Here is a 20,342-nt window from a genome sequence, read left to right as displayed (position 1 = left end):
GAAAATATTAGATGTGTTTATTATAGCATATTATAGTAGATATAAAAGTAAAATATGAAAATAATTCTCTATAATTTAGATGTTAAGTATTTCTACTTGACACATCTTTTTTTATACTGTAGTATATGTAAAGTAATATGACTTGACAGTGATGGAGGTGGCGAAATGGAAGAACGAGTACTGATCAGTTTGCTCTTAGATTTCTATGGGCCATTATTAACGGACAAGCAACGCATGTCCTTACAACTTCACCACGAAGACGATATGTCCCTTGGCGAGATTGCTGAGGAATTAGGTGTATCACGGCAAGCTGTACACGATAATTTACAGCGTGCTCGACACATTTTAAATGATTACGAATCAAAATTGCACTTGGTAGAACAATATGAACAGCGGGAAGGTTTGCTTTCACAGTTGAAAGAAAACTTGCCTGACGAGGTGTTAGCTGAAACCAAGGTACAAAAAGTATTGGCGCAAATGGAGGGATATTATGGCATTTGATAGCTTGTCAGAAAAACTGCAAGAAGCCTTTCAATCCTTGAAAGGGAAGGGCAAAATTACTGAAGATGATGTCAATCTTGCGTTGCGTCAAGTACGTACTGCACTTTTAGAAGCGGACGTTAACTTCATGGTTGCGAAGGACTTTGTTAAGTCCATCAAGGAAAAGGCCCTCGGTGAAGAGGTGTTCGGCTCCTTGAACCCAGCGCAAACGGTTATTAAGATTGTAAATGATGAATTAACGGCGCTCTTAGGCGGTACACAAAGCCGTATCATGATTTCCAGCAAGCCACCAACAATTATCATGCTTGTTGGTTTACAAGGTGCTGGTAAGACTACAACAGCTGGTAAATTGGCAGTATATCTTCGCAAACAAGGTAAACATCCAATGCTCGTAGCTGCCGACGTATATCGTCCAGCCGCGATTACTCAATTGCAAGTTGTAGGTAAGCAAATCGATATTCCCGTATTTGCTGATGAAACACCTGGTGCTAATCCAGTAGACATTGCGCGTCGCGCTGTAGAGCAAAGCACGCATATGTTGAAAGATGTTGTTATCATCGATACTGCTGGTCGCTTGGCTATTGACGAAGTCCTCATGGACGAGTTGTCCAATATTAAAGCAGCTGTTCGACCTCATGAAATTCTACTTGTTGTAGACTCCATGATCGGTCAAGATGCAGTAACAACAGCACAAACGTTTAATGAAAAATTAGGCGTTGATGGTGTTATCCTTACTAAACTCGATGGTGATGCGCGCGGTGGTGCTGCATTATCTATCAAAGCTGTAACAGGCTTGCCAATCAAGTTCACTGGTGTGAGCGAAAAAATGGATGGTTTTGATGTATTCTATCCAGACCGCATGGCTTCTCGTATTCTCGACTTGGGCGATTTTAAAACATTGATCGAAAATGTTCAAGGCGCTATCGACGAAGAAGAAGCTCGTGAAATGGCTAAGAAAATGGCGAAAAACAATTTCACCTTGGATGACTTCTTGAAACAGATGAATCAGGTGAGAAAGTTAGGACCATTACAAAATATTATTGGTATGTTGCCAGGTATGGGCCAAATTAAGGATCAATTAAAAGACCTCGATTTGAATAGTAAAGAGGTGCGCCGCATTGAGGCCATCATTACATCCATGACGGCAGCAGAGCGAGAAAATCCAAGTATTCTTAATGGTTCTCGCCGCAAGCGTATCGCAATGGGGTCTGGTACGCAAGTACAAGACGTTAATCGCTTGTTGAAACAATTTGAGGAAGCGCGGAAGATGATGAAGCGCATGCAAGGTTTACGTGGCGGTAAGGGCGGCTTCCCAGGAATGCCTAAATTACCGTTTATGTAATACATGGGCAGGGGCGCTGAACCTGTCCACCCACATCAGTATAAGGAGGTGAATTTCACATGTTAAAAATTCGTTTGACTCGTTTAGGTGCTAAAAAAGCTCCTTTCTACCGTATCGTTGTTGCTGACGCACGTGCTCCACGTGAAGGTCGTCCTGTTGACACTATTGGTCAATATGATGCTACTAAACAACCAGCTATCGTTAATGTAGACGAAGAAAAAGCTTTGGCTTGGTTAGCTAAAGGTGCTCAGCCTACTGACACTGTTCGCTCCTTGTTCAAAAAACAAGGCGTTATGCAAAAATTTGCTGACGCTAAAAAGTAATTAATAGAGAGGCATACTGTGATGATAGAATTAATTTCATTAATTGCGAAATCATTAGTGAAGCAGCCTGATGCCGTATCTGTTACCATGGTCCAAAAGGGGAATATGGAAGTTTACGAACTTCACGTAGCCCCAGAGGATATGGGCAAAGTCATCGGAAAGCAAGGACGAATAGCGAAAGCGATTCGCGCTGTGGTGAAAGCGGCGGCTATTAAAGAGAACAAAAAGATATCTGTCGATATTGTCTAAAAGGGAGTATTCCAATGGAAGAAATGACATTACGTGTCCCTGTAGCAGTAAAAGCAAAAGTAACAGAAGACTTGAAAGCGAAAATTGTATCTGATTTTGAAACTCGCCTTGATATGGTGAATAAAGATTTGGAAGCAATTGAGTTCCAAGCTCAACGTATTTTGGCTGATGCGGCTAAAGTTGATGCTACAAGTCTTACTGCGATTCGTCAACAAATCGACGAAGAGAAAAATAAACGCTTGGCTTTCAAAGAAGAAGTAACAGCTAAATTGAAAGATGCTCAAGAATTGTCTTTGGGAACTGAAATTCCTCAAGGCACATTAGAGCAAACAGTTACCGTTAAAATCGGGGATAATTTGGATGCCATGATGGGCGCTGAAATCCTATTAGAAGACGGTAAAATCGTTGCGTTTCGTCAATAATGAAGCATAACGATTTCATCACAATAGGTGTTATCATCGCCCCGCACGGCGTGCGGGGTGATCTTCGTATTATGCCTAGAACTGATTTTCCAGAACGGTTCATGCATATGGATGCCTGTTACATCGATGGTAAAGAATACCACGTTGCATCCGCACGATTTCATAAACAATTCGTATTAGCATCCTTTAAGGAAATCCCTGATCGCAATGCGGCTGAATTATTCGCTAAGAAAGAGGTTCAAGTACGTCGTGAAGATTTGGTAGAATTACCAGAAGGTCGCTACTACATCTTTGATATCATTGGTCTTGAGGTTCAAGATACTAAGGGTAACGCGCTTGGCACGGTTACCGATGTGTTGCAACCTGGTGCTAATGATGTCTATGTGGTTTCCAAAGATGGGGAACCAGATCAATTATTTGCCGCCATTGAAGACGTCGTTAAAGACATCGATGTGGAAAATAAATTGATGATCGTAGATCCGCCTGAATGGATATAATCCTTTAGGCGGTTTTTTTTATCTACATATAGGTATATTATGGTAAAAGTTATATAATATAGCTATATATAGATAATGCTAATGAGTTAATATGAGTTAATAAGTACAGAGGACGGTCTATGCGTATCGATATCATATCTTTATTTCCTGAGTTTTTTGATGCCTTTTTTAGTCACTCCATCATAAAACGGGCTATCGAAGCAGAACGATTGTCTATGGGTGTAACTAACCCTCGCGACTTTAGCCATAATAAACATGGTCAAGTAGATGATACGCCGTATGGTGGCGGGGCCGGTATGCTTATGATGGCACCTCCCATCTTTGAAGCGGTAGAATCTGTTATTGCTCAATATGATAGCCATATCAATAGTGCCTATTCCGTAGATGAGATGTGTGATGAAATGAGCCTTATTGGTAATCCTAGTGAAAGTTTACGACGTCGTGTTATTTTCATGGGGCCTACAGGTCAACCTTTTACACAAGAAAAAGCTCGTGAACTAGCGACGTACGATCAATTGGTGCTCATTTGTGGTCATTATGAAGGCGTAGATTACCGTGTAGAGGAACATTTAGTAGATGAAACTATTTCAATTGGCGACTATGTACTAACTGGCGGTGAGTTGCCCGCTATGGTTGTGGCTGATGCAGTAGCTCGTATGATTCCCGGTGTATTAGGTGCAGCGAGTGGGGCCCAAGAGGATTCCTTTTATGAGCCTTTATTAGAATGTCCTCAATATACAAAGCCACCAGAATTCCGAGGGTGGGTTGTTCCTGACGTATTACGTAGTGGCCATCACAAAAACATTGCTACCTGGCGACAAAAGCAAGCCTTAAAGCGGACACGATTATTGCGACCCGATTTATTGGAACGATCATTAACAAAAGAAGAAGTTAAACTGTTAAAAGAAATTATTGCTGAAGAGTCTGAACGCGATAAAAGTGAAGCATGAAACGATTCATGAACGTGCAGGCTACTTTAAAGCTTAATTTCATTAAATCCCGTATAGGAGAGAGAGTAGTTAAGATGCATATATAGGTTGTTACTACTCTAACGAGGTTGTTTATGGAGTTTAATTGTTACGATGTCCTTGAGGTTCAGGGCAGCCGTTATGTAATAACTGAAAAAATTAAATATAATGAGATTATTCCAAAAGCTGATCAGGAACAAGCGTATAAGGCTAAGCCATCTATGCAAAAGTCTCCTGGTGATTATTGGCATGAATATGGCTTAGAGGCTGTTGAGGGAATTGATAAAATATGGGTTACCATTGAGTATAATGATAATGAGTGGTGCACTGTATCTAGAACATCCTATCGTAAATGTGCACCGAAAGGCTTTACATTACATCAAATCGGTTTGGAAAAGGTGGTAGCTGTAGATGGTGATAGTGGTGCGTCTGTAGGTGATCGAGCTGGGTATAAGGAGTACCAATTGCCCTGTGAAGGGGGCGCTAGCGTATTCTTTGAAGAGAACTGGTTCAAAGGGGAGAAAATGTTTGCCGAAGGGGCACGAGTCCCTTTGATAAATATTCGTCTCTGTAATGATGCTGCGGCCAATGCTATTAGTAAAAAGAAACGTAATCAACGCCTGAAAGAACGACTAAAAGGAATTGCTATGGCCATTGGATGCGGCGCATTATTTATGATGTGCCTTGTTAGTGGGGATTCTGATCTTTCTTGGCATAGTATACGTGGTACCTTTGGATTCCCTTATACTGCAAAGGAGCATATGCATGATACATCCGTCTATTATACTAAGATGGATTCAGATAATGAATATGTATATACTTCTAGTTTGGATCCTGTGAGTACCGCCTTAGATTTAATTGAATCTTTGGACGGGGATATTAAAAATGAAGGTGAGAGCTTACAAGAAGGTCGTGAAGTCATTGTATTCTATGATGCTAAGTCTGCCTATATTATCACTAACGTAGATGGGCAAACCCTCGTTAAGGTGCGTGAACCAGGAAAGTTGACACCAGACGAGCAGGAGCTTATTAATAGTACAATGAAAAAGACACATGTGCTTGATTCTTATGCCTATATGGTTCGCCAACGAGATAGTGGGGGGCGCGAGAAATTCCTTAATATACACAATCTTAATGAAGCCGATAAGGCTTATATGTTTAACCGTTGACTATGAATATATAGGAACAATCTTAGGAGGTTTATCATGATTTTTATTCCGGATGTATTATTGACGATTTTTTATGCTTGTTTTGGAATTTTCTTAATGTTAACTGCTAACACTGTTATTGATTTCTTTGTACCAGGTAAATTTAGTGAAGAAATTAAACGTGGTAACTGTGCTGTAGCATGGCTATCTGCAGGTTCCTTTATCGGTATTGGTGAAATATTGCGTGCTGTTATTATGTCTCCTGTAGCTACTACAGCAGATACATCTTTATTGCACGGTGTAGTAGCAAGTGTTGTTTATGCTATTCTTGGTATTGTACTATTTGTAACAGGTTATATGTTTATTAATTTATGGCATCGTAAATATAATTTATCTGAAGAGATTATGCGTGGTAATACAGCTGCGGGTATTCTCGTATTTGGTATCTTTGTAGGCCTTGCTCTCGTTGTTAGTGGTGCTGTGCACTAAGGGAGTGTCCTATGTATAAGCCAAGTAAGAAAACTATATACATAACGAGTGCCTTTGCCGCTGTGGCGGGCCTCGTTGGTGTGTCTTCATACTGGAATGACATCGCTTATGCCGTATGTGATAAAATCTACCCGGAAGCAAATGATGGAGAAGTTCGATTAAAGGATAATCAAGGAAATCGCTATTCTTTATTAAATCATGGTGATGGTAAAGAGACAGCTTTATATGATGACAATCGGTCTGTTACCTTTCACCGTGATACTAGCGGCAATTTAGTGTGGGATGCAGGGCTAGCAGGACTTTTGCCAAGTATTGCGGCAGGCTACTATATTTTCCACGGATTTAATCCCCCTACAGCTCGCATGGATGGACGAACTATGACATATCGCGTGGCAGCTCCATTAAAACCCTATGAGGAGCCTTCTGTATATACAGCAACAGGTTCAAATGTGCGCACTTCTTTGGGGCGACGTACTTATCAAGACTATGAGAAGCGAAGAAGTCAAAAAGCCTCTTCTATAGGTCAAAAGTCGGGCTTTGGTAGTGCTGGTTCACGCTCTGGTGGCTCGTGATGGGAGGCGGTATTATGCAATCCTATATTGATGAGTTAGATACGGGCATACTGCCTTTTGTAGATTATGAAGGATATGACGATCGATATCCAACGCTTTCAGTACAATCTTTTCCTGCTGAATTTTACGATGAAATACGACATGCATCTCGTATGTTATTCCAAATATTTTATAAGGCTACTAAGGTCTTTCAGCAGGCACCTGATGAGTTTGCCCTCAATATGGATATGCCGGAAAATCTGATTCCTTATCTTCACCGAGGGAATCCGTTAGGCCTACCTACATGGCTGTCTCGCTTTGATTTTGTTCTCGATACACAGGGGCGATTGCGCATGGTGGAAATTAATGCGGATACCCCCTGCTTTTTGATTGAAAGTTATTATGCTAATGAGGTAGGCGCCCGTTATTTTGATAAAGAGCATCCAAATGAAGGGGCTAGGAATGAGCTAGAACGTTTTTTGAAACGTGTTTATGAACGCACTTCTCAGGAAAATAGTAAATATAATACGGTAAAGAGTGGTGAAGCGAATCCATTTGTGTTTGCTTGCTTTCATGATTATTTAGAAGATTTAGGAACCACTAAGTTTTTAATGAATACGATGAAATCCGCTTGTCCTGAGGCAGATGTACGATTCTTATCATTTTATGATATGGTCATTGATGATGAAGGGATTTTAATTCCTGATGGCAGTCATGCATCAAACCTGTATCGTTTGCATCCCATGGAATTGTTAATCGATGAGACGACGGCAACGGGAGAACCGTTAGGTGAAATGTTCTTAGATTTATATAATGAGGGGCGATTTAATTTATTTAATCCTCCAGAAGCGATCATTTTGCAAAATAAGTCATTTATGTCCTTGGTGTATGCCTTATACTTAACTAATCAATTTTTTACAGGTCCTGAGCGAGATATTATTGAACGTTATTTGACTCCGTCCTATTTTGAAAGTGATTTTCCTAACCTCGATGAAGGCCTTTATATTCAAAAAGAAATTTGGGGCCGTGAGGGACGCAATATTCAAGTCGTTGAAAAACATGGCGATCAAGCAAAGGTCTTTATGGAAAAGTTTGTAGATAATTATGATGACATTGTTTGCCGTGACAGTAAGAAGGTTATGTACCAAGATTTTATTAAGCAAAAACGTTTTATTCACACTGTAGATAGTGGTACAAAAGAAGGTTGCTTGACGCTGTCTTGTTTTATGCTTGGCGACCAAGCCTCTGCTGTGGGAGCCCGTTTCTCTCCTGAAGAAATTGCTGGTACAGAAGCCTATTTTTTACCTTTAGTTATTGATTAAAAACTATTATTGTTTATATTTGTTGTTAGGTTATAGGAGATATAAGGCATTGGCTAATTTGTATATTGGACTTGTTCATTATCCAATTATAAACAAACATAAAGAGGTCATTACGACGGCCATTACCAATTATGATATTCACGATATTGCACGCGCATCTATCACCTATGATGTATCTAAATATTTTGTGATTCATAATATACCTGCTCAACGAGAATTGGCAGCTACCATTATGGAGCATTGGAAGTCAGGTTTTGGTAGTACCTATAATCCGGATAGAAAAGATGCTTTCACAGGCGTTGAACTCGTTAATTCTATCGCTGTTGCGGTGCGTACTATCGAGGAACTGGAAGGGGTAAAACCTATCGTAGCAACTACCGATGCTAGAACTTATGATAATACAATTTCCTATGCACGGATGCGTGAACACCTTGAAAATGAGGGTCGCCCTGTGTTAGTATTATTTGGTACCGGTTATGGTATGACAAAAGAAACGATGGAAAGCTTTGACTATATTTTAGAACCTATATATGGCCATGGCGAATACAATCATTTATCTGTGCGTAGTGCCGTTTCAATCATCTTAGATCGATTACGGGGCGAAGCATGGTGGAATAAATAGGAGGCGTCTATGTCAGGACATTCAAAATGGGCAAATATTAAACATAAAAAAGGTAAAACTGATGCGTTGAAGGCTAAATTAGCTACGAAAATCGGTCGTGAAATTACTGTAGCAGCACGTATGGGTGGTGCTGATCCAACAGGTAATATGCGTTTAAAATTGGCTTTGCAAAAAGCTCGTGAAAACAATATTCCTAAGGATAATATTCAACGTGCCATCGATAAAGGCGTTGGTGCTACGGATATGAACGCATACGAAGAAATCGTATATGAAGGTTATGGTCCAGCTGGTGTGGCTGTTACTGTAGAGGTTATGACGGATAATCGTAACCGTGCAGCAGCAGATGTGCGCCATGCATTCTCTAAACAAGGTGGTAACCTTGGTGAAAGCGGTTGTGTAGGTTGGATGTTTAAATCTAAAGGCGTATTCGTTATCGATAAAGAAGGTCATGACGAAGATGAATTGACTATGTTAGCTCTTGAAGCTGGTGCAGAAGACCTTAAGTCTGAAGATGATGTGTTTGAAATCTACACAACACCTGAAGATTATGATGCAGTAGAAGCAGCTCTTGCTGATGCGGGCATCGAAACAGTAGTAGCAAAAATTACAATGATCCCTGATACTACAATTGAGCTATCTGGTGATGACGCTGTTAAAATGCAAAAAATGCTCGACGTATTGGATGATCTTGATGATGTACAAAACGTATATCACAATGGTATTTTGCCAGACGACGAAGAATAATAAATAGGAGCACTCTCAGGGGTGCTCCTTTTCTATTGTAAGATGATGTTAGAAATTTTTGTAAAAGTTAATAAAACTAATAGACTTCTTATAAAATTTTATGCAGTAATTCATGAATTTCGATGTGGTATTGTGCTATAATAAAATAGATTATGTATTGGAGGTAGGCGATAGCTTATCTCATTTTTAGACTAAGGGGGTTGGGGTGCGAATTATAGGAATTGACCCAGGCACGGCGATATGCGGTTACGGCATTATTGACGTGAAGGGCAGTAAACTAACACCAGTAGCCTATGGGGCTATTACAACTCCTAAGGAATTAACTGATTCACAGCGGTTGGAAATTTTATTTAATGACCTCAGTGATATTCTAGAGGAATATAAGCCAGATAAATTTGGTGTAGAGGAATTATTCTTTAACCGAAATGTAACGACGGCTATTAAGGTTGGTCAAGCACGGGGCGTTATTTTATTGGCTGCCGAGCAACAACGAATTCCAATCTATGAATATACACCGCTGCAAATCAAGCAAGCTGTAACAGGTTACGGCAAGGCTGATAAGAATCAGGTCATTTATATGACGATGAATATTTTGGGGATTCGTGAGAAAATTAAGCCCGATGATACGGCGGATGCATTGGCTGTCGCTATCTGTACGGCCCATAGTTCTCACAATGATAGATTGAAGAGGTTGGTATAATGATAGGGTATGTACGGGGCATCGTAACACATCTCTTTAAAGAGTCTTGTTACGTAGATGTACATGGCGTAGGGTATCGCATATATGTGCCGACCACTACGCGTCAACGACTGATTGAAGGCCGTGAGGCAACGTTATTTACATATCTCAACGTGCGTGAAGATGCGATGCAACTCTATGGCTTTTGGACGGAAGAGGAATATGAGCTATTTATTCTACTCATTTCTGTTTCCGGTATAGGGCCTAAGGTGGGGTTAGGTATTTTGTCTGGCATGACACCGGAGGCTTTCAAATTAGCAGTAATCAATGGCCAAGTCCAGCAATTAACTAAATTGCCTGGCATTGGCAAGAAGTCTGCAGAGAGACTTGTTCTTGAATTAAAGGATAAGTTAGCTAAAATGACACATATCTCTACGGAGTCACCAGCGGTGATTCAGCCAATTGGCGTTACTGCAAGTGGTGCTGCAGGAGAGGCTATTGAAGCTCTTGTATCATTAGGATATTCCGAGCGAGATGTGGCTGATATTGTGGAGTCTTTAGATGATGGTAAACGCGATGTATCTGAGTTGATTAAGGTTAGCTTGATTGAGCTTGGGAAAGGACGATAAGGATGAACGAAGAAGTACGCCTTGTCGGAAATGGCGAGCACGAAGAAGATATATGGCAATATAGTCTACGTCCGAAATTCTTTAATGAATACGTAGGTCAAGAAGAAGCCAAAGGTAATCTAAATGTGTATATTCAGGCGGCTAAGCAACGTAGTGAAGCATTGGATCACGTTTTGCTTTATGGTCCACCAGGTCTTGGGAAGACTACATTAGCAGGTATCATTGCGAACGAATTGGGTGTTAACTTTCGCATAACCTCTGGTCCTGCCATTGAAAAGTCTGGTGACTTGGCTGCGATTTTGACGAATTTAGATGATCACGATGTACTATTTATCGATGAAATTCATCGCTTGTCTCGTAGCGTAGAGGAAGTATTGTACTCTGCTATGGAGGACTATGCTATCGATATTATCATCGGTAAAGGGCCAAGTGCTCGAACGGTACGCATTGACTTGCCAAAGTTTACTTTGGTCGGTGCTACTACACGAGCCGGAGCTTTGGCGGCACCATTGCGGGACCGCTTTGGTATTATTAACCGGTTGGAATATTATAAACAACCGGAATTAGAGTTTATTGTGACTCGGGCCTCAGAAATACTCAATATTGGGATTGAGCCAACTGGGGCTAGCGAAATAGCGCGTCGTTCAAGGGGAACACCGCGTATCGCAAATCGTCTACTTAAACGGGTACGTGATTTTGCACAAGTTATCGGTGATGGGGTTATCACTCAGGAAATTGCAGATGAAGCGTTACAACGTTTATACATAGACAAAGAGGGACTCGATCGAATCGATCGACGTGTGTTGGAGTGTATTATTAAAAACTATGATGGCGGTCCGGTAGGTATTGATACTATTGCGGCGGCTATCAGCGAAGAGAGAGATACCATCGAAGATGTGTATGAACCATATTTGATGCAATTAGGATTTTTAGGACGCACACCACGTGGGAGGGTGGCTACTAAACTTGCCTATGAGCATTTAGGTATTTCACAGACAGGGAAATGACAATGAAAACGAAACGATTACAATTGATGATAATGGCAACTTTGTTTTTAGGTGTAAATATTGGCGGTGCTTCTGTTGCTCAAGGGGCAACATTGCAACATAAAAGTACAGTAGTAACTAAAAAGCCAATGCCGAAATCAACAGTATCTACAATAAATGTATCGAAAGTAAATTCGACTAAGAAGTCAACTTTTCGACCACTTGTAACTAAACCGGCTCCAAAGCCTGTGTCAAAAGTGTCGTCGAAGCCAGCTGCTAAACCTGCAGCATCTAGTGCTACAACGAAAGCTCAGAAAACAGTAGCTCCAAAACCTGTAGCAAAAACTACATCTACTGGTGTTAAGTCTACTGCATCTAAGGTTGTAAAAACATCTAATGCAAATAGCATTCAAGCTAATACGGCAGTTATTACGCGCAATAAGGTGGGTTCTGTAGTAACGCCTGCTACGGAGCGCATAGAGCATGTACCAAATGTACGTGTTCTATTAGGAAGTCGTAGTTCTGATGCTACTGTTACGTCTACAGCTAATATGGTGGTGTTAAACAGTGGCAATGGTCAAGTTAGTACGATAAGTGCTAATCGTGGTACCTCTGTTGGCGTTCGAAGTGGTAAAATTGTTGTTAATGGCAAGGCCATTGATAGTGTAGTTACCTTAAAACCAGCTAATAGTGATGCGCCATTCTTGTTTGAAGGTAAAGGTTATCGCGGTGGACTTACATTACGTGCTAATAATGGTAAAATGATGGTCATTAACTCTGTACCTCTTGAAGACTATCTTTATGGCGTAGTTCCACAGGAAGTCGTTCCGTCTTGGCCTGCAGCAGCATTAGAAGCACAAGCTGTAGCAGCTCGCACGTATGCGCTTCATACAATGGAAGAAAATAAAGGTAAATTGTATGATGTGAGTACGTCCACAGATCATCAAGTCTATAATGGGGTTAGTGGTGAAACCCAGGCTACTACTAATGCAGTCAATAAGACAAAGGGTATGGTTATGCTATATAATCAACGCCCTATTAATGCCTTATTCCATTCTGATGGTGGTGGCTATACTGAGGATAGCGTCAATGTTTGGGGCAGTGATGTACCATATTTGAAAGGTGTAAAGGATTTTAGTACTGGCACATCTACATCAAATTGGACTGTTACAACTTCTCGCCAGGCTCTTGAAAGTAAGCTCAATGCAGCAAGTAAAGGGGTTGGCAAATTGAAGAGCATTCAATTGACTCCTCTTGGCAAGCCTGGTCAACAAACATCTGACCGAGGCGTGTCTGGTCGTATCAAAAGTGCTACTTTCATAGGCACCTCTGGGAAGACGACGGTAGATGGCGATTCCTTGCGTAGTATTTTAGGTTTAAAATCTACACTATTTGATTTTTATGTAAATCATAACCCTGCTAAAGACACGGGTAAGGCATATCATAACTTTACGGGCAATAATGATACTGTCTATATTAAAGGTCATGGTTGGGGACATGGTCTTGGTATGTCTCAATGGGGTGCCGCAGAGATGGCGAAACGTGCTACCCCAGGGGATACAAATTATTACCAAACTATTTTGCGTCACTATTATAGTGGCATTACATTAAAGAAAATGTACTAATAAGGATTACGATGAAAGTTACAGATTTTGATTATGAATTGCCAGAAGAACTAATTGCTCAACATCCTGTAGAACCTCGCGATACAGCAAGACTTTTAACCTTGGATAAGATTACCGGTGAGGTTGCGCATAAAGAGCATTTTTACGATTTGCTTGATGAACTTCATGAAGGGGATGTACTTGTATTTAATAATACAAAGGTTATTCCTGCTAGATTATATGGTCAACGGCAAGGTTCTGGTGGCAAGGTCGAGGTATTGCTCCTCACTCCATGTGGTGAAAATCGGTGGGAATGCCTTGTTAAACCTGGCAAAAAATGTCCTATTGGTCAAGTTATAGAGTTTGACGACCGCTTAAGTGGGACTGTAATAGATAAGACTGAATTTGGAGGCCGTATCATTGAGTTCACTTGCAATGGTGTATTTGATGATGTGATACAAGAAATTGGTGAAATGCCATTACCTCCATATATTCATGAAAAGTTAGAAGATAAAGATCGTTATCAAACGGTATATGCTAAGGAGAAAGGTTCTGCTGCGGCTCCAACTGCAGGTCTACACTTTACACCAGAGCTTTTAGAAAAAATAAAAGCTAAAGGCGTAGAGCTTGAATTTGTAACCTTGCATGTTGGTCTTGGTACTTTTAGACCTGTATCGGCAGAGACGATTGAAGATCATGAGATGCATAGTGAGTTCTTCGTTGTATCTCAAGAAACCGCTGACCGTATTAATGCAGCTAAGAGAAACGGACGCCGTATTATTGCGGTCGGTACTACATCTGTACGTACACTCGAGTCTGCTACGAATGATGACGGTATACTACAAGGTATTAGTGGATGGACTCAAATCTTTATCTATCCTGGTTATAAATTTAAGATGATTGATGCATTGGTAACAAATTTCCATTTGCCTCAATCTACATTGTTAATGTTGATTAGTGCATTAGCCGGTCGTGAACATTGTTTAGCGGCCTACGAAGAAGCTGTTCGAGAGCGTTATCGCTTCTTTAGCTTTGGCGACGCTATGTTTATTCGTTAGGAGGGACTATGCCAAGTATTACTTATGAATTACAAAAGACATGTCCTCATACGGGGGCACGTGCAGGTTTATTGCATACACCACATGGTACCTTCCAAACGCCTATGTTTATGCCTGTAGGTACACAGGCAACTGTTAAAACAATGACACCTGAAGAATTAAAGGCTATGGGCTCTCAAGTTATCTTGAGTAATACATACCATTTATTCCTTCGTCCTGGTCCTGAACTTGTGGAAGAAGCAGGTGGTTTGCATAAGTTTATGAATTGGGATCAAGCTATTTTAACTGATAGCGGTGGGTTCCAAGTATTTAGCTTAGGCGACATGCGTAAGATTACTGAAGAAGGTGTAACTTTTAGATCGCATATTGATGGTTCTAAACAGTTTTTATCTCCAGAAGTTGCCACAAAGGTACAAGAGCAATTAGGTTCTGATATTGCTATGGCCTTTGATGAATGCATTCCATATCCAGCAGATCATGATTATGCGAAGCGTTCTACAGCGCGTACCACACGTTGGGCTCATCGTTGCCAAGAGGCGCGTAAAGCTCATGATCGCCAAGGTATGTTTGGTATTGTTCAAGGCGGCATGTATAAAGACTTGCGTAAACAAAGTGCGGAAGAGTTAGTCGCTATGGACTTTGAAGGCTATAGTATCGGCGGCTTATCCGTTGGGGAACCTCATGATTTAATGAACGAGATTTTGGAATATACCACACCATTGTTGCCAACTAACAAGGCTCGTTACTTGATGGGCGTTGGTACAGCGGATTGTCTTGTTGAAGGTGTGGCACGTGGGATTGATATGTTTGACTGTGTATATCCAACACGTGTTGCTCGAAATGGGATGGCTATGACTTGGAAGGGGCGCCTTAACATTCGAAATGCGCAGTTTGCTCATGATTGGGGTCCTTTAGAAGAAGGCTGTCAGTGCTATACATGTAAAAATTATTCCCGCGCTTATATTCGTCACTTGTATAAGGCGGAAGAAATTTTGGCATTGCGTCTCGTAACATACCATAATCTCTACTTCTTGCTCGAGTTTATGCGTCAAATGCGACAAGCTATTTTGGAAGATCGATTCCCTCAATTTAGAATGCAGTTTTGGGATAGCTTTAAAAAATAGTAATTAAGTCTAGTCAAATCTATATTAGGTGGCTATACTAGAAAAGAAAAACATATTTATTATACTAGGAGGATAAAATGGAAGATATTTTACAAGTGTTGCAAACCAGCTGGCCTATTTTGTTGATGGTCGTAATCTTTTATTTCTTATTATGGCGTCCACAAAAGAAACAACAAAAAGAGCGCGCTAATTTGTTGGGCAGTTTGAAAAAAGGCCAAAAAATTGTTACAATTGGCGGTATTTATGGTGAAATCGTTGAACTTGATGATGAAAAAGTAAAGGTTCAAGTATCTGAAAAAGTGGAGTTAACATTTGCACGTTCTGCAATTGCTAACGTTCTTTCCAAGAAAAATAAGGAAGAAAAATAATGAATACAAAGGAAGCAGTGCGCCGGGCGTGCAAGGCCCAGCGCGCTGCTTTATCCGTTGCTGATTGTAATACGTGGACTACGCTTTTGACAAATCAAATTGTTAATAGTCCTGAGTATATATCAGCTAATACCATTATGGCCTATTTGGCGATGCCCAAGGAGGCCAATTTAGACGATGTGATTCGTCATGCTTTAGACCATGGTAAATCCGTATATGTTCCAGTGTGTACAGATAAGACGACCATGATTGCCGTTCGTCTTAAGTCTCTAGAATCTATCACTCGGGGTGTGTTAAATATACGCATTCCCTCTGAGCCATACGAGGTTATTAATCCACATGACTTGGATTTGATTTTAGTGCCTGGTGCTGGCTTTGACCGTCAAGGTGGTCGCATGGGGATGGGGAATGGGTATTATGATCGATTTCTCAAGGAACTTTCACCAAGTACATATATGGGCGTATGTTGGAGTGTCCAAATTTGGAATGAACCAATCCCTATGGATGAATTAGACCAACGGATGAACAAGATTGTAACGGAGCAAGGCGTTATACATTGCGTATAGTAGTAGAAGGGAGCAACTATTTTGAACGGTAAAGCTATTATCAAGTTTTTAGTAGTCATTGCTGCCATCATTGGATTATTTGCGTATTTCATTCAACCTTTAGCAGGTTCTTTGAAACAAGGCCTAGACTTACAAGGTGGTACGCATATCGTATTGGAAGCAGAGGATTCTGCAACTGGTCAAGCTGACAATGATGCAGTGGAACGGGCGAAGCAAATCTTAGAGCGTCGTATTAATGAAATGGGTTTGTCTGAACCATTGGTACAACGTGAAGGTGCTCGTCGTATTATCATCGAATTGCCAGGCGTAAAAGATCCTGATGAAGCGATTAAACGTATCGGTAAAACAGCGGTCTTGGAATTTAAAAATGACCAAGGTCAAACTGTTATGACTGGTGATGATTTAAAAGATGCGAAAGAAGAGTTAGGTCAAAATAAACAACCACTCGTTGCTATTGAATTAAGTGATGAAGGGGCTAAGAAATTTGCGGATTTAACATCTAAAAATATTGGCCGTCGCATTGCCATTACATTGGATGGTAAAGAATTGACTAATCCTGTAGTGCAACAAGCAATTACAGGTGGTAAAGCAACAATTTCTGGTAGTCAAAGCTTAGAAGAAGCTAAAGACTTAGCTATTTTGTTACGTTCCGGTGCATTGCCTGTTAAAATTAATGTATTGGAAGTTCGTACAGTAGGTCCTTCTTTAGGTCAAGACTCCAAGGATAAATCTGTTGTAGCCTTCAGTGCTGGTATTGCAATGATCATGATTTTCTTGGTTATTTTATATCGCTTTTCTGGTATCGTAGCTAATATCGCATTACTTGTATATGTAATGCTCTTATTACTTGTATTAGGTAAAGGCTTTAATGCGACTATGACATTGCCAGGTATTGCTGGTATTATCTTATCCATGGGTGTTGCTGTAGATGCTAATATCCTTATCTTTGAACGATTTAAGGAAGAGGTATTCTCTGGTAAATCCATGCGTGTAGCAATGGAAGCTGGTTTTAGTCGTGCTTTAGCAACAATTACAGATGCGAACGTATCCGTTATTATTACGGCTGGTATCTTGACGATCTTAGGTTCTGGTCCGGTAAAAGGTTTCGCTATCAGCTTAGGCGTAGGTGTTGTTGTAAGTATGTTTACAGCGATTACAGTGAGTCATTTCTTGTTGCGCTTACTTATTGACTGTAACTTTACAAACCATCCATTCTGGTTTGGTGCGAATATCTCTCCAAGCAAAAGTGCTGACGCATTTGCACCAAAATCTTTGAAAGGAGGTAAACGCAAATGACATTAGACGTAATTAAACATCATCGTTGGTGGTTTGCTATTTCCTCCACACTTGTTATTATCAGTTTGATTTCTATCTTTACTAAAGGCTTTAACTTTGGTATTGATTATACTGGTGGTACAATTGTTGAAGTTGTATTTGATCAACCTGTAGAGGTTAGTCAAGTTCGTGACGTTTTGAAAGAATATAATCTTGAAAATGCACAAATTCAGCTTTCTGGTGATACTACTGGTGAAACAGCTGGCGAAGACGTAATGATTCGTACACGTAATCTCGAGTCTAGTGAAAGTGCAGCTGTAGTTGAATCCTTGACTAAATCTATTGGTAATAATACAGTTAAACGTATTGAAACTGTAGGTGCTGTAATTGGTTCTGAAGTTACAGAACATGCGTTGTTAAATCTTGTGATAGCATTCGCAGCGTTAGCATTGTATATTTCTTATCGTTTTGAATATAAAGTTGCTATTTCTGCTCTTGTTGCTATTTTCCATGATTTGATTATGGTTCTTGGTGTATTCTCTTATTTCCAATTAGAAATTGATGCATCTTTCTTGGCGGCTATTCTTACGGTTGTAGGTTACTCCATGAATGAATCTGTAGTTATCTTTGACCGTGTTCGTGAAAATACACATACACATAAACGTTCTGATACATTTGCAGATCTTGCGAATGCATCTATTACACAAAGTATTCACCGTAGTTTCTATACATTGGCTACAGTTATGTTCGCCTGTGTATCTCTTTATCTGTTCGGTGGGGACACTACAAAGAACTTTGCTCTTTGTATGATCATCGGTTTTGCTAGTGGTGCGTACTCCTCTATCTGTGTAGCTACATCCTTATGGGTTATGTGGAAGAGTCGCAACAAAAACGATATCCGCAATCAACAGTAATATATTAATCAACAATAATATATGAACTACTTTTACCATAATAATGGTGAAAGTACTGAACCTCTCTAGCATACAGTCTAGAGAGGTTCTTTTTAGTCTGTGGCACATGGTGAAAAAAGAAGAATCAAAAAATAGAAGAGGGGAGTATTGGGGATAGTTGCACTTATAATACAAAATGATGGTCTTATGTCCTTGAAGTCTATAGAACTGAGGCGTACAATAGCAAAGTAACACAAAATCAATGGGGATAGATAAATGGACTCAAATCGGTTATGGAGCCCTGCTTTTATTAATTACGGTATTAGCAGTGGCATAATATATATGACTCAATATGTATTGGTAGCTGCATTACCTATAGTGATTACTTCCGACCTAAGCGGTGGTGATTTAGATGCCGGTCTGGCGATGACGTATTTTCAAATCGGCACCATTATATGTAGACTCTTTGCAGGACGATTGATTGATGGATTTAATAAGCGCATTGTTTTACTAATATCAACAGCATTGTTTTTCATCATTATGGGACTCTTTAATTTCACTACATCCTTAGATGCTATATTCGTGCTACGCGGTTTGCATGGTGTTGTCTTTGCCCTTGGTACAACGGTGATGTCTGCTTTAGCCGTGTTAGTACTACCTCCTAGTCGAAAAGGGGAGGGGATTAATATGTTTGCCATCTTTTCAAATGTAGCCATGGTATTGGGGCCTGCTATTGGTTTATATGCACTATCATCATATGGTAGTATGGCACTGTATATATTTTTAACGGCTATGACAGGATTGGCTATGCTGTTAAGTAATGTTATTCCTCTTTCAAAAGAATTAGCCTTACCAAAACCGTCTAAGCGCAAAGGCTGTCATATTTCTCAATTTATAGAAAGCAAAAGTTTGCCTTGGGCATTAATGGGGTTATTTATAGGTTTTACTTATTCAGGTGTTTTAGTGTTTATTCCTATCGAGCTGAATAGTATGGGAGCAGGAATTTGGGGTAGTGCCTTTTTTGCAATCTTTGCCTTGATGATTATAATCAGTCGACCTGTGGTGGGGAAAGTCTATGCTCGTTATGGATCTAAGTTTATTATTTATCCTGGGTTAGGCTTATTTATATTAGGATTATTTGCTTTAGGCGTTGCTACAACACCGATGTCAATTATTCTAACAGCTCCATTATTGGGGTTAGGCTATGGGGCGGCTCAGCCGGCATTTCAAGCATTAGCTATACAATCAGCGCCTATTGAACGAGCCGGTGTATCGACGGCGACATATTTTTTAGCTCTCGATATAAGTGTAGGCGCTGGTTCTGTAATACTTGCATTACTGGCAAGTGCATTAGGATATCAATATCTTTATATTATTACTGCTTTAGTTATGGTAGTTGCGCTTGGTCTGTATCATGTATGGATTAAAAAATACACTCCATTAGAAATGTAGTTATATGGGGATTTAATTTGTGAAAGCTTACCTTCGTAGATTTAGATAAAACCATAAATCCTTATAGGATACCTTTGAAAGTATTCTATAAGGATTTTTTAGCTTTAGTAGTAATTAGCGAAAGTTAGTTAAAAATAAAATGAACTAAAGTAATTGGAAAAAAGATGTTATACAATTTAAAACCTGAATTAATAAGGAATTGAGGCGTGCTTATGATGATGTGTAGTGAATTTAAAATGAAGTTGTAAAAACAAGCCTTTTATATGTTGACGATTATTTTATTTGTGCTATACTTATACAAGTCGTTAGGACACAGCACAAACGATGAGCACAAAAAAACTTCTGAAAAAAGTTTTAAAAAGTGCTTGACGTAATGAGCTGAACTTGATAGAATAATCAAGTCGCCAGTTGATGAAACGCTTCGAAAGAAGGTAGTGGAAACTGGTACAGATTTTTGAAAACTGAACAATGATAGGTAATCAATCATATGATTGAACATATGCCAGAGTGCGGGTTTTGACAAAGTCAAA

General features: G+C 40.0%; 24 protein-coding genes. All 24 read left to right on the top strand.

The genetic code is table 11. The features are described from left to right. Nucleotides 1-165 precede the first annotated feature (165 nt). The 24 genes from ylxM to ACWTVK_RS09255 all read left to right on the top strand — a co-directional run bounded on the left by ylxM (nt 166) and on the right by ACWTVK_RS09255 (nt 19,812). Nucleotides 166-501: a YlxM family DNA-binding protein gene (gene ylxM / locus ACWTVK_RS09370; protein WP_456046625.1), complete on the top strand. Its 336-nt coding sequence runs from the start codon at nt 166-168 to the stop codon at nt 499-501. Further along, nucleotides 491-1,843 carry a signal recognition particle protein gene (gene ffh / locus ACWTVK_RS09365; RefSeq protein WP_105094782.1) on the top strand — a complete coding sequence of 451 codons (1,353 nt, stop codon included), beginning with the start codon at nt 491-493 and terminating at the stop codon, nt 1,841-1,843. Before ylxM ends, ffh begins: the two co-directional genes overlap by 11 nt. 59 nt (nt 1,844-1,902) lie before the next feature. After that, the gene (gene rpsP, locus ACWTVK_RS09360) at nt 1,903-2,166 is read left to right on the top strand and encodes a 30S ribosomal protein S16 (protein ID WP_004695565.1); all 264 of its coding nucleotides are present in this window, start codon (nt 1,903-1,905) and stop codon (nt 2,164-2,166) included. 21 nt (nt 2,167-2,187) lie between these two features. Continuing rightward, the gene (locus tag ACWTVK_RS09355; RefSeq protein ID WP_009352618.1) at nt 2,188-2,415 is read left to right on the top strand and encodes a KH domain-containing protein; all 228 of its coding nucleotides are present in this window, start codon (nt 2,188-2,190) and stop codon (nt 2,413-2,415) included. Between the two features lie 14 nt (nt 2,416-2,429). Further along, nucleotides 2,430-2,837: a YlqD family protein gene (locus ACWTVK_RS09350; protein WP_298631936.1), complete on the top strand. Its 408-nt coding sequence runs from the start codon at nt 2,430-2,432 to the stop codon at nt 2,835-2,837. Beyond that, nucleotides 2,837-3,334 carry a ribosome maturation factor RimM gene (rimM, locus tag ACWTVK_RS09345; protein WP_456046624.1) on the top strand — a complete coding sequence of 166 codons (498 nt, stop codon included), beginning with the start codon at nt 2,837-2,839 and terminating at the stop codon, nt 3,332-3,334. The genes ACWTVK_RS09350 and rimM overlap by 1 nt, the downstream gene beginning before the upstream one ends. Nucleotides 3,335-3,453: 119 nt before the next feature. Continuing rightward, complete coding sequence (gene trmD, locus ACWTVK_RS09340; RefSeq protein WP_456046623.1) at nt 3,454-4,284, top strand: tRNA (guanosine(37)-N1)-methyltransferase TrmD; 831 nt, start codon at nt 3,454-3,456, stop codon at nt 4,282-4,284. A 113-nt stretch (nt 4,285-4,397) separates the two neighbouring features. Further along, nucleotides 4,398-5,471 (top strand): hypothetical protein, encoded by a 1,074-nt coding sequence (locus ACWTVK_RS09335; protein WP_456046622.1) that lies wholly within the window; start codon nt 4,398-4,400, stop codon nt 5,469-5,471. Nucleotides 5,472-5,507: 36 nt separating this feature from the next. Next, nucleotides 5,508-5,939: a DUF350 domain-containing protein gene (locus tag ACWTVK_RS09330; protein ID WP_456046621.1), complete on the top strand. Its 432-nt coding sequence runs from the start codon at nt 5,508-5,510 to the stop codon at nt 5,937-5,939. An 11-nt stretch (nt 5,940-5,950) separates the two neighbouring features. Continuing rightward, the gene (locus ACWTVK_RS09325) at nt 5,951-6,511 is read left to right on the top strand and encodes a hypothetical protein (protein ID WP_456046620.1); all 561 of its coding nucleotides are present in this window, start codon (nt 5,951-5,953) and stop codon (nt 6,509-6,511) included. A gap of 14 nt (nt 6,512-6,525) precedes the next feature. Beyond that, on the top strand, nt 6,526-7,812 hold the full coding sequence (locus ACWTVK_RS09320; protein ID WP_456046619.1) for a glutathionylspermidine synthase family protein: 1,287 nt from the start codon (nt 6,526-6,528) through the stop codon (nt 7,810-7,812). Between the two features lie 49 nt (nt 7,813-7,861). After that, entirely contained in the window at nt 7,862-8,434 is a 573-nt protein-coding gene (locus ACWTVK_RS09315; RefSeq protein ID WP_205097288.1) for an RNA methyltransferase, read from the top strand. Nucleotides 8,435-8,443: 9 nt separating this feature from the next. After that, a complete protein-coding gene (locus ACWTVK_RS09310) occupies nt 8,444-9,178 on the top strand; it encodes a YebC/PmpR family DNA-binding transcriptional regulator (RefSeq protein ID WP_303939687.1) in 735 nt (244 codons plus the stop codon). 205 nt (nt 9,179-9,383) lie between these two features. After that, a complete protein-coding gene (gene ruvC / locus ACWTVK_RS09305) occupies nt 9,384-9,878 on the top strand; it encodes a crossover junction endodeoxyribonuclease RuvC (protein ID WP_105097535.1) in 495 nt (164 codons plus the stop codon). After that, nucleotides 9,878-10,486: a Holliday junction branch migration protein RuvA gene (gene ruvA / locus ACWTVK_RS09300; protein ID WP_456046618.1), complete on the top strand. Its 609-nt coding sequence runs from the start codon at nt 9,878-9,880 to the stop codon at nt 10,484-10,486. Before ruvC ends, ruvA begins: the two co-directional genes overlap by 1 nt. A gap of 2 nt (nt 10,487-10,488) precedes the next feature. Continuing rightward, nucleotides 10,489-11,493 (top strand): Holliday junction branch migration DNA helicase RuvB, encoded by a 1,005-nt coding sequence (gene ruvB / locus ACWTVK_RS09295; RefSeq protein WP_298708463.1) that lies wholly within the window; start codon nt 10,489-10,491, stop codon nt 11,491-11,493. A 2-nt stretch (nt 11,494-11,495) separates the two neighbouring features. Next, complete coding sequence (locus ACWTVK_RS09290) at nt 11,496-13,097, top strand: SpoIID/LytB domain-containing protein (RefSeq protein ID WP_456046617.1); 1,602 nt, start codon at nt 11,496-11,498, stop codon at nt 13,095-13,097. Nucleotides 13,098-13,108: 11 nt separating this feature from the next. Beyond that, complete coding sequence (gene queA, locus ACWTVK_RS09285; RefSeq protein ID WP_303939678.1) at nt 13,109-14,134, top strand: tRNA preQ1(34) S-adenosylmethionine ribosyltransferase-isomerase QueA; 1,026 nt, start codon at nt 13,109-13,111, stop codon at nt 14,132-14,134. A gap of 8 nt (nt 14,135-14,142) precedes the next feature. Then, on the top strand, nt 14,143-15,258 hold the full coding sequence (tgt, locus tag ACWTVK_RS09280) for a tRNA guanosine(34) transglycosylase Tgt (protein WP_105086235.1): 1,116 nt from the start codon (nt 14,143-14,145) through the stop codon (nt 15,256-15,258). Nucleotides 15,259-15,335: 77 nt separating this feature from the next. Further along, nucleotides 15,336-15,626: a preprotein translocase subunit YajC gene (yajC, locus tag ACWTVK_RS09275; RefSeq protein WP_005387358.1), complete on the top strand. Its 291-nt coding sequence runs from the start codon at nt 15,336-15,338 to the stop codon at nt 15,624-15,626. Next, complete coding sequence (locus ACWTVK_RS09270; protein WP_456046616.1) at nt 15,626-16,192, top strand: 5-formyltetrahydrofolate cyclo-ligase; 567 nt, start codon at nt 15,626-15,628, stop codon at nt 16,190-16,192. The genes yajC and ACWTVK_RS09270 overlap by 1 nt, the downstream gene beginning before the upstream one ends. 21 nt (nt 16,193-16,213) lie before the next feature. Continuing rightward, complete coding sequence (secD, locus tag ACWTVK_RS09265; protein ID WP_060924903.1) at nt 16,214-17,488, top strand: protein translocase subunit SecD; 1,275 nt, start codon at nt 16,214-16,216, stop codon at nt 17,486-17,488. After that, a complete protein-coding gene (gene secF, locus ACWTVK_RS09260) occupies nt 17,485-18,381 on the top strand; it encodes a protein translocase subunit SecF (RefSeq protein WP_257847342.1) in 897 nt (298 codons plus the stop codon). The genes secD and secF overlap by 4 nt, the downstream gene beginning before the upstream one ends. A gap of 255 nt (nt 18,382-18,636) precedes the next feature. Then, nucleotides 18,637-19,812, top strand: a complete 1,176-nt coding sequence (locus tag ACWTVK_RS09255; RefSeq protein WP_456046615.1) for an MFS transporter — start codon at nt 18,637-18,639, stop codon at nt 19,810-19,812. The last annotated feature ends 530 nt before the right edge of the window (nt 19,813-20,342 follow it).

The organism is Veillonella sp. Ser01, assembly GCF_053850375.1.
Note: the sequence above shows the minus strand (reverse complement) of the source record. Positions and strands in the feature narration are given on the sequence as shown.

Excerpts from the sequence above, each read along its gene's own strand:
- ACWTVK_RS09320 (WP_456046619.1), top strand. The coding sequence starts at position 6,526 with ATGCAATCCTATATTGATGAGTTAGATACGGGCATACTGCCTTTTGTA.
- ACWTVK_RS09330 (WP_456046621.1), top strand. The coding sequence starts at position 5,508 with ATGATTTTTATTCCGGATGTATTATTGACGATTTTTTATGCTTGTTTT.
- ruvB (WP_298708463.1), top strand. The coding sequence starts at position 10,489 with ATGAACGAAGAAGTACGCCTTGTCGGAAATGGCGAGCACGAAGAAGAT.
- trmD (WP_456046623.1), top strand. The coding sequence starts at position 3,454 with ATGCGTATCGATATCATATCTTTATTTCCTGAGTTTTTTGATGCCTTT.
- ACWTVK_RS09290 (WP_456046617.1), top strand. The coding sequence starts at position 11,496 with ATGAAAACGAAACGATTACAATTGATGATAATGGCAACTTTGTTTTTA.
- ACWTVK_RS09310 (WP_303939687.1), top strand. The coding sequence starts at position 8,444 with ATGTCAGGACATTCAAAATGGGCAAATATTAAACATAAAAAAGGTAAA.
- ACWTVK_RS09355 (WP_009352618.1), top strand. The coding sequence starts at position 2,188 with ATGATAGAATTAATTTCATTAATTGCGAAATCATTAGTGAAGCAGCCT.
- ACWTVK_RS09325 (WP_456046620.1), top strand. The coding sequence starts at position 5,951 with ATGTATAAGCCAAGTAAGAAAACTATATACATAACGAGTGCCTTTGCC.
- yajC (WP_005387358.1), top strand. The coding sequence starts at position 15,336 with ATGGAAGATATTTTACAAGTGTTGCAAACCAGCTGGCCTATTTTGTTG.
- queA (WP_303939678.1), top strand. The coding sequence starts at position 13,109 with ATGAAAGTTACAGATTTTGATTATGAATTGCCAGAAGAACTAATTGCT.
- ffh (WP_105094782.1), top strand. The coding sequence starts at position 491 with ATGGCATTTGATAGCTTGTCAGAAAAACTGCAAGAAGCCTTTCAATCC.
- ACWTVK_RS09335 (WP_456046622.1), top strand. The coding sequence starts at position 4,398 with ATGGAGTTTAATTGTTACGATGTCCTTGAGGTTCAGGGCAGCCGTTAT.
- ylxM (WP_456046625.1), top strand. The coding sequence starts at position 166 with ATGGAAGAACGAGTACTGATCAGTTTGCTCTTAGATTTCTATGGGCCA.
- ruvA (WP_456046618.1), top strand. The coding sequence starts at position 9,878 with ATGATAGGGTATGTACGGGGCATCGTAACACATCTCTTTAAAGAGTCT.
- tgt (WP_105086235.1), top strand. The coding sequence starts at position 14,143 with ATGCCAAGTATTACTTATGAATTACAAAAGACATGTCCTCATACGGGG.
- rpsP (WP_004695565.1), top strand. The coding sequence starts at position 1,903 with ATGTTAAAAATTCGTTTGACTCGTTTAGGTGCTAAAAAAGCTCCTTTC.
- secF (WP_257847342.1), top strand. The coding sequence starts at position 17,485 with ATGACATTAGACGTAATTAAACATCATCGTTGGTGGTTTGCTATTTCC.
- ACWTVK_RS09270 (WP_456046616.1), top strand. The coding sequence starts at position 15,626 with ATGAATACAAAGGAAGCAGTGCGCCGGGCGTGCAAGGCCCAGCGCGCT.
- ACWTVK_RS09350 (WP_298631936.1), top strand. The coding sequence starts at position 2,430 with ATGGAAGAAATGACATTACGTGTCCCTGTAGCAGTAAAAGCAAAAGTA.
- ACWTVK_RS09255 (WP_456046615.1), top strand. The coding sequence starts at position 18,637 with ATGGACTCAAATCGGTTATGGAGCCCTGCTTTTATTAATTACGGTATT.
- rimM (WP_456046624.1), top strand. The coding sequence starts at position 2,837 with ATGAAGCATAACGATTTCATCACAATAGGTGTTATCATCGCCCCGCAC.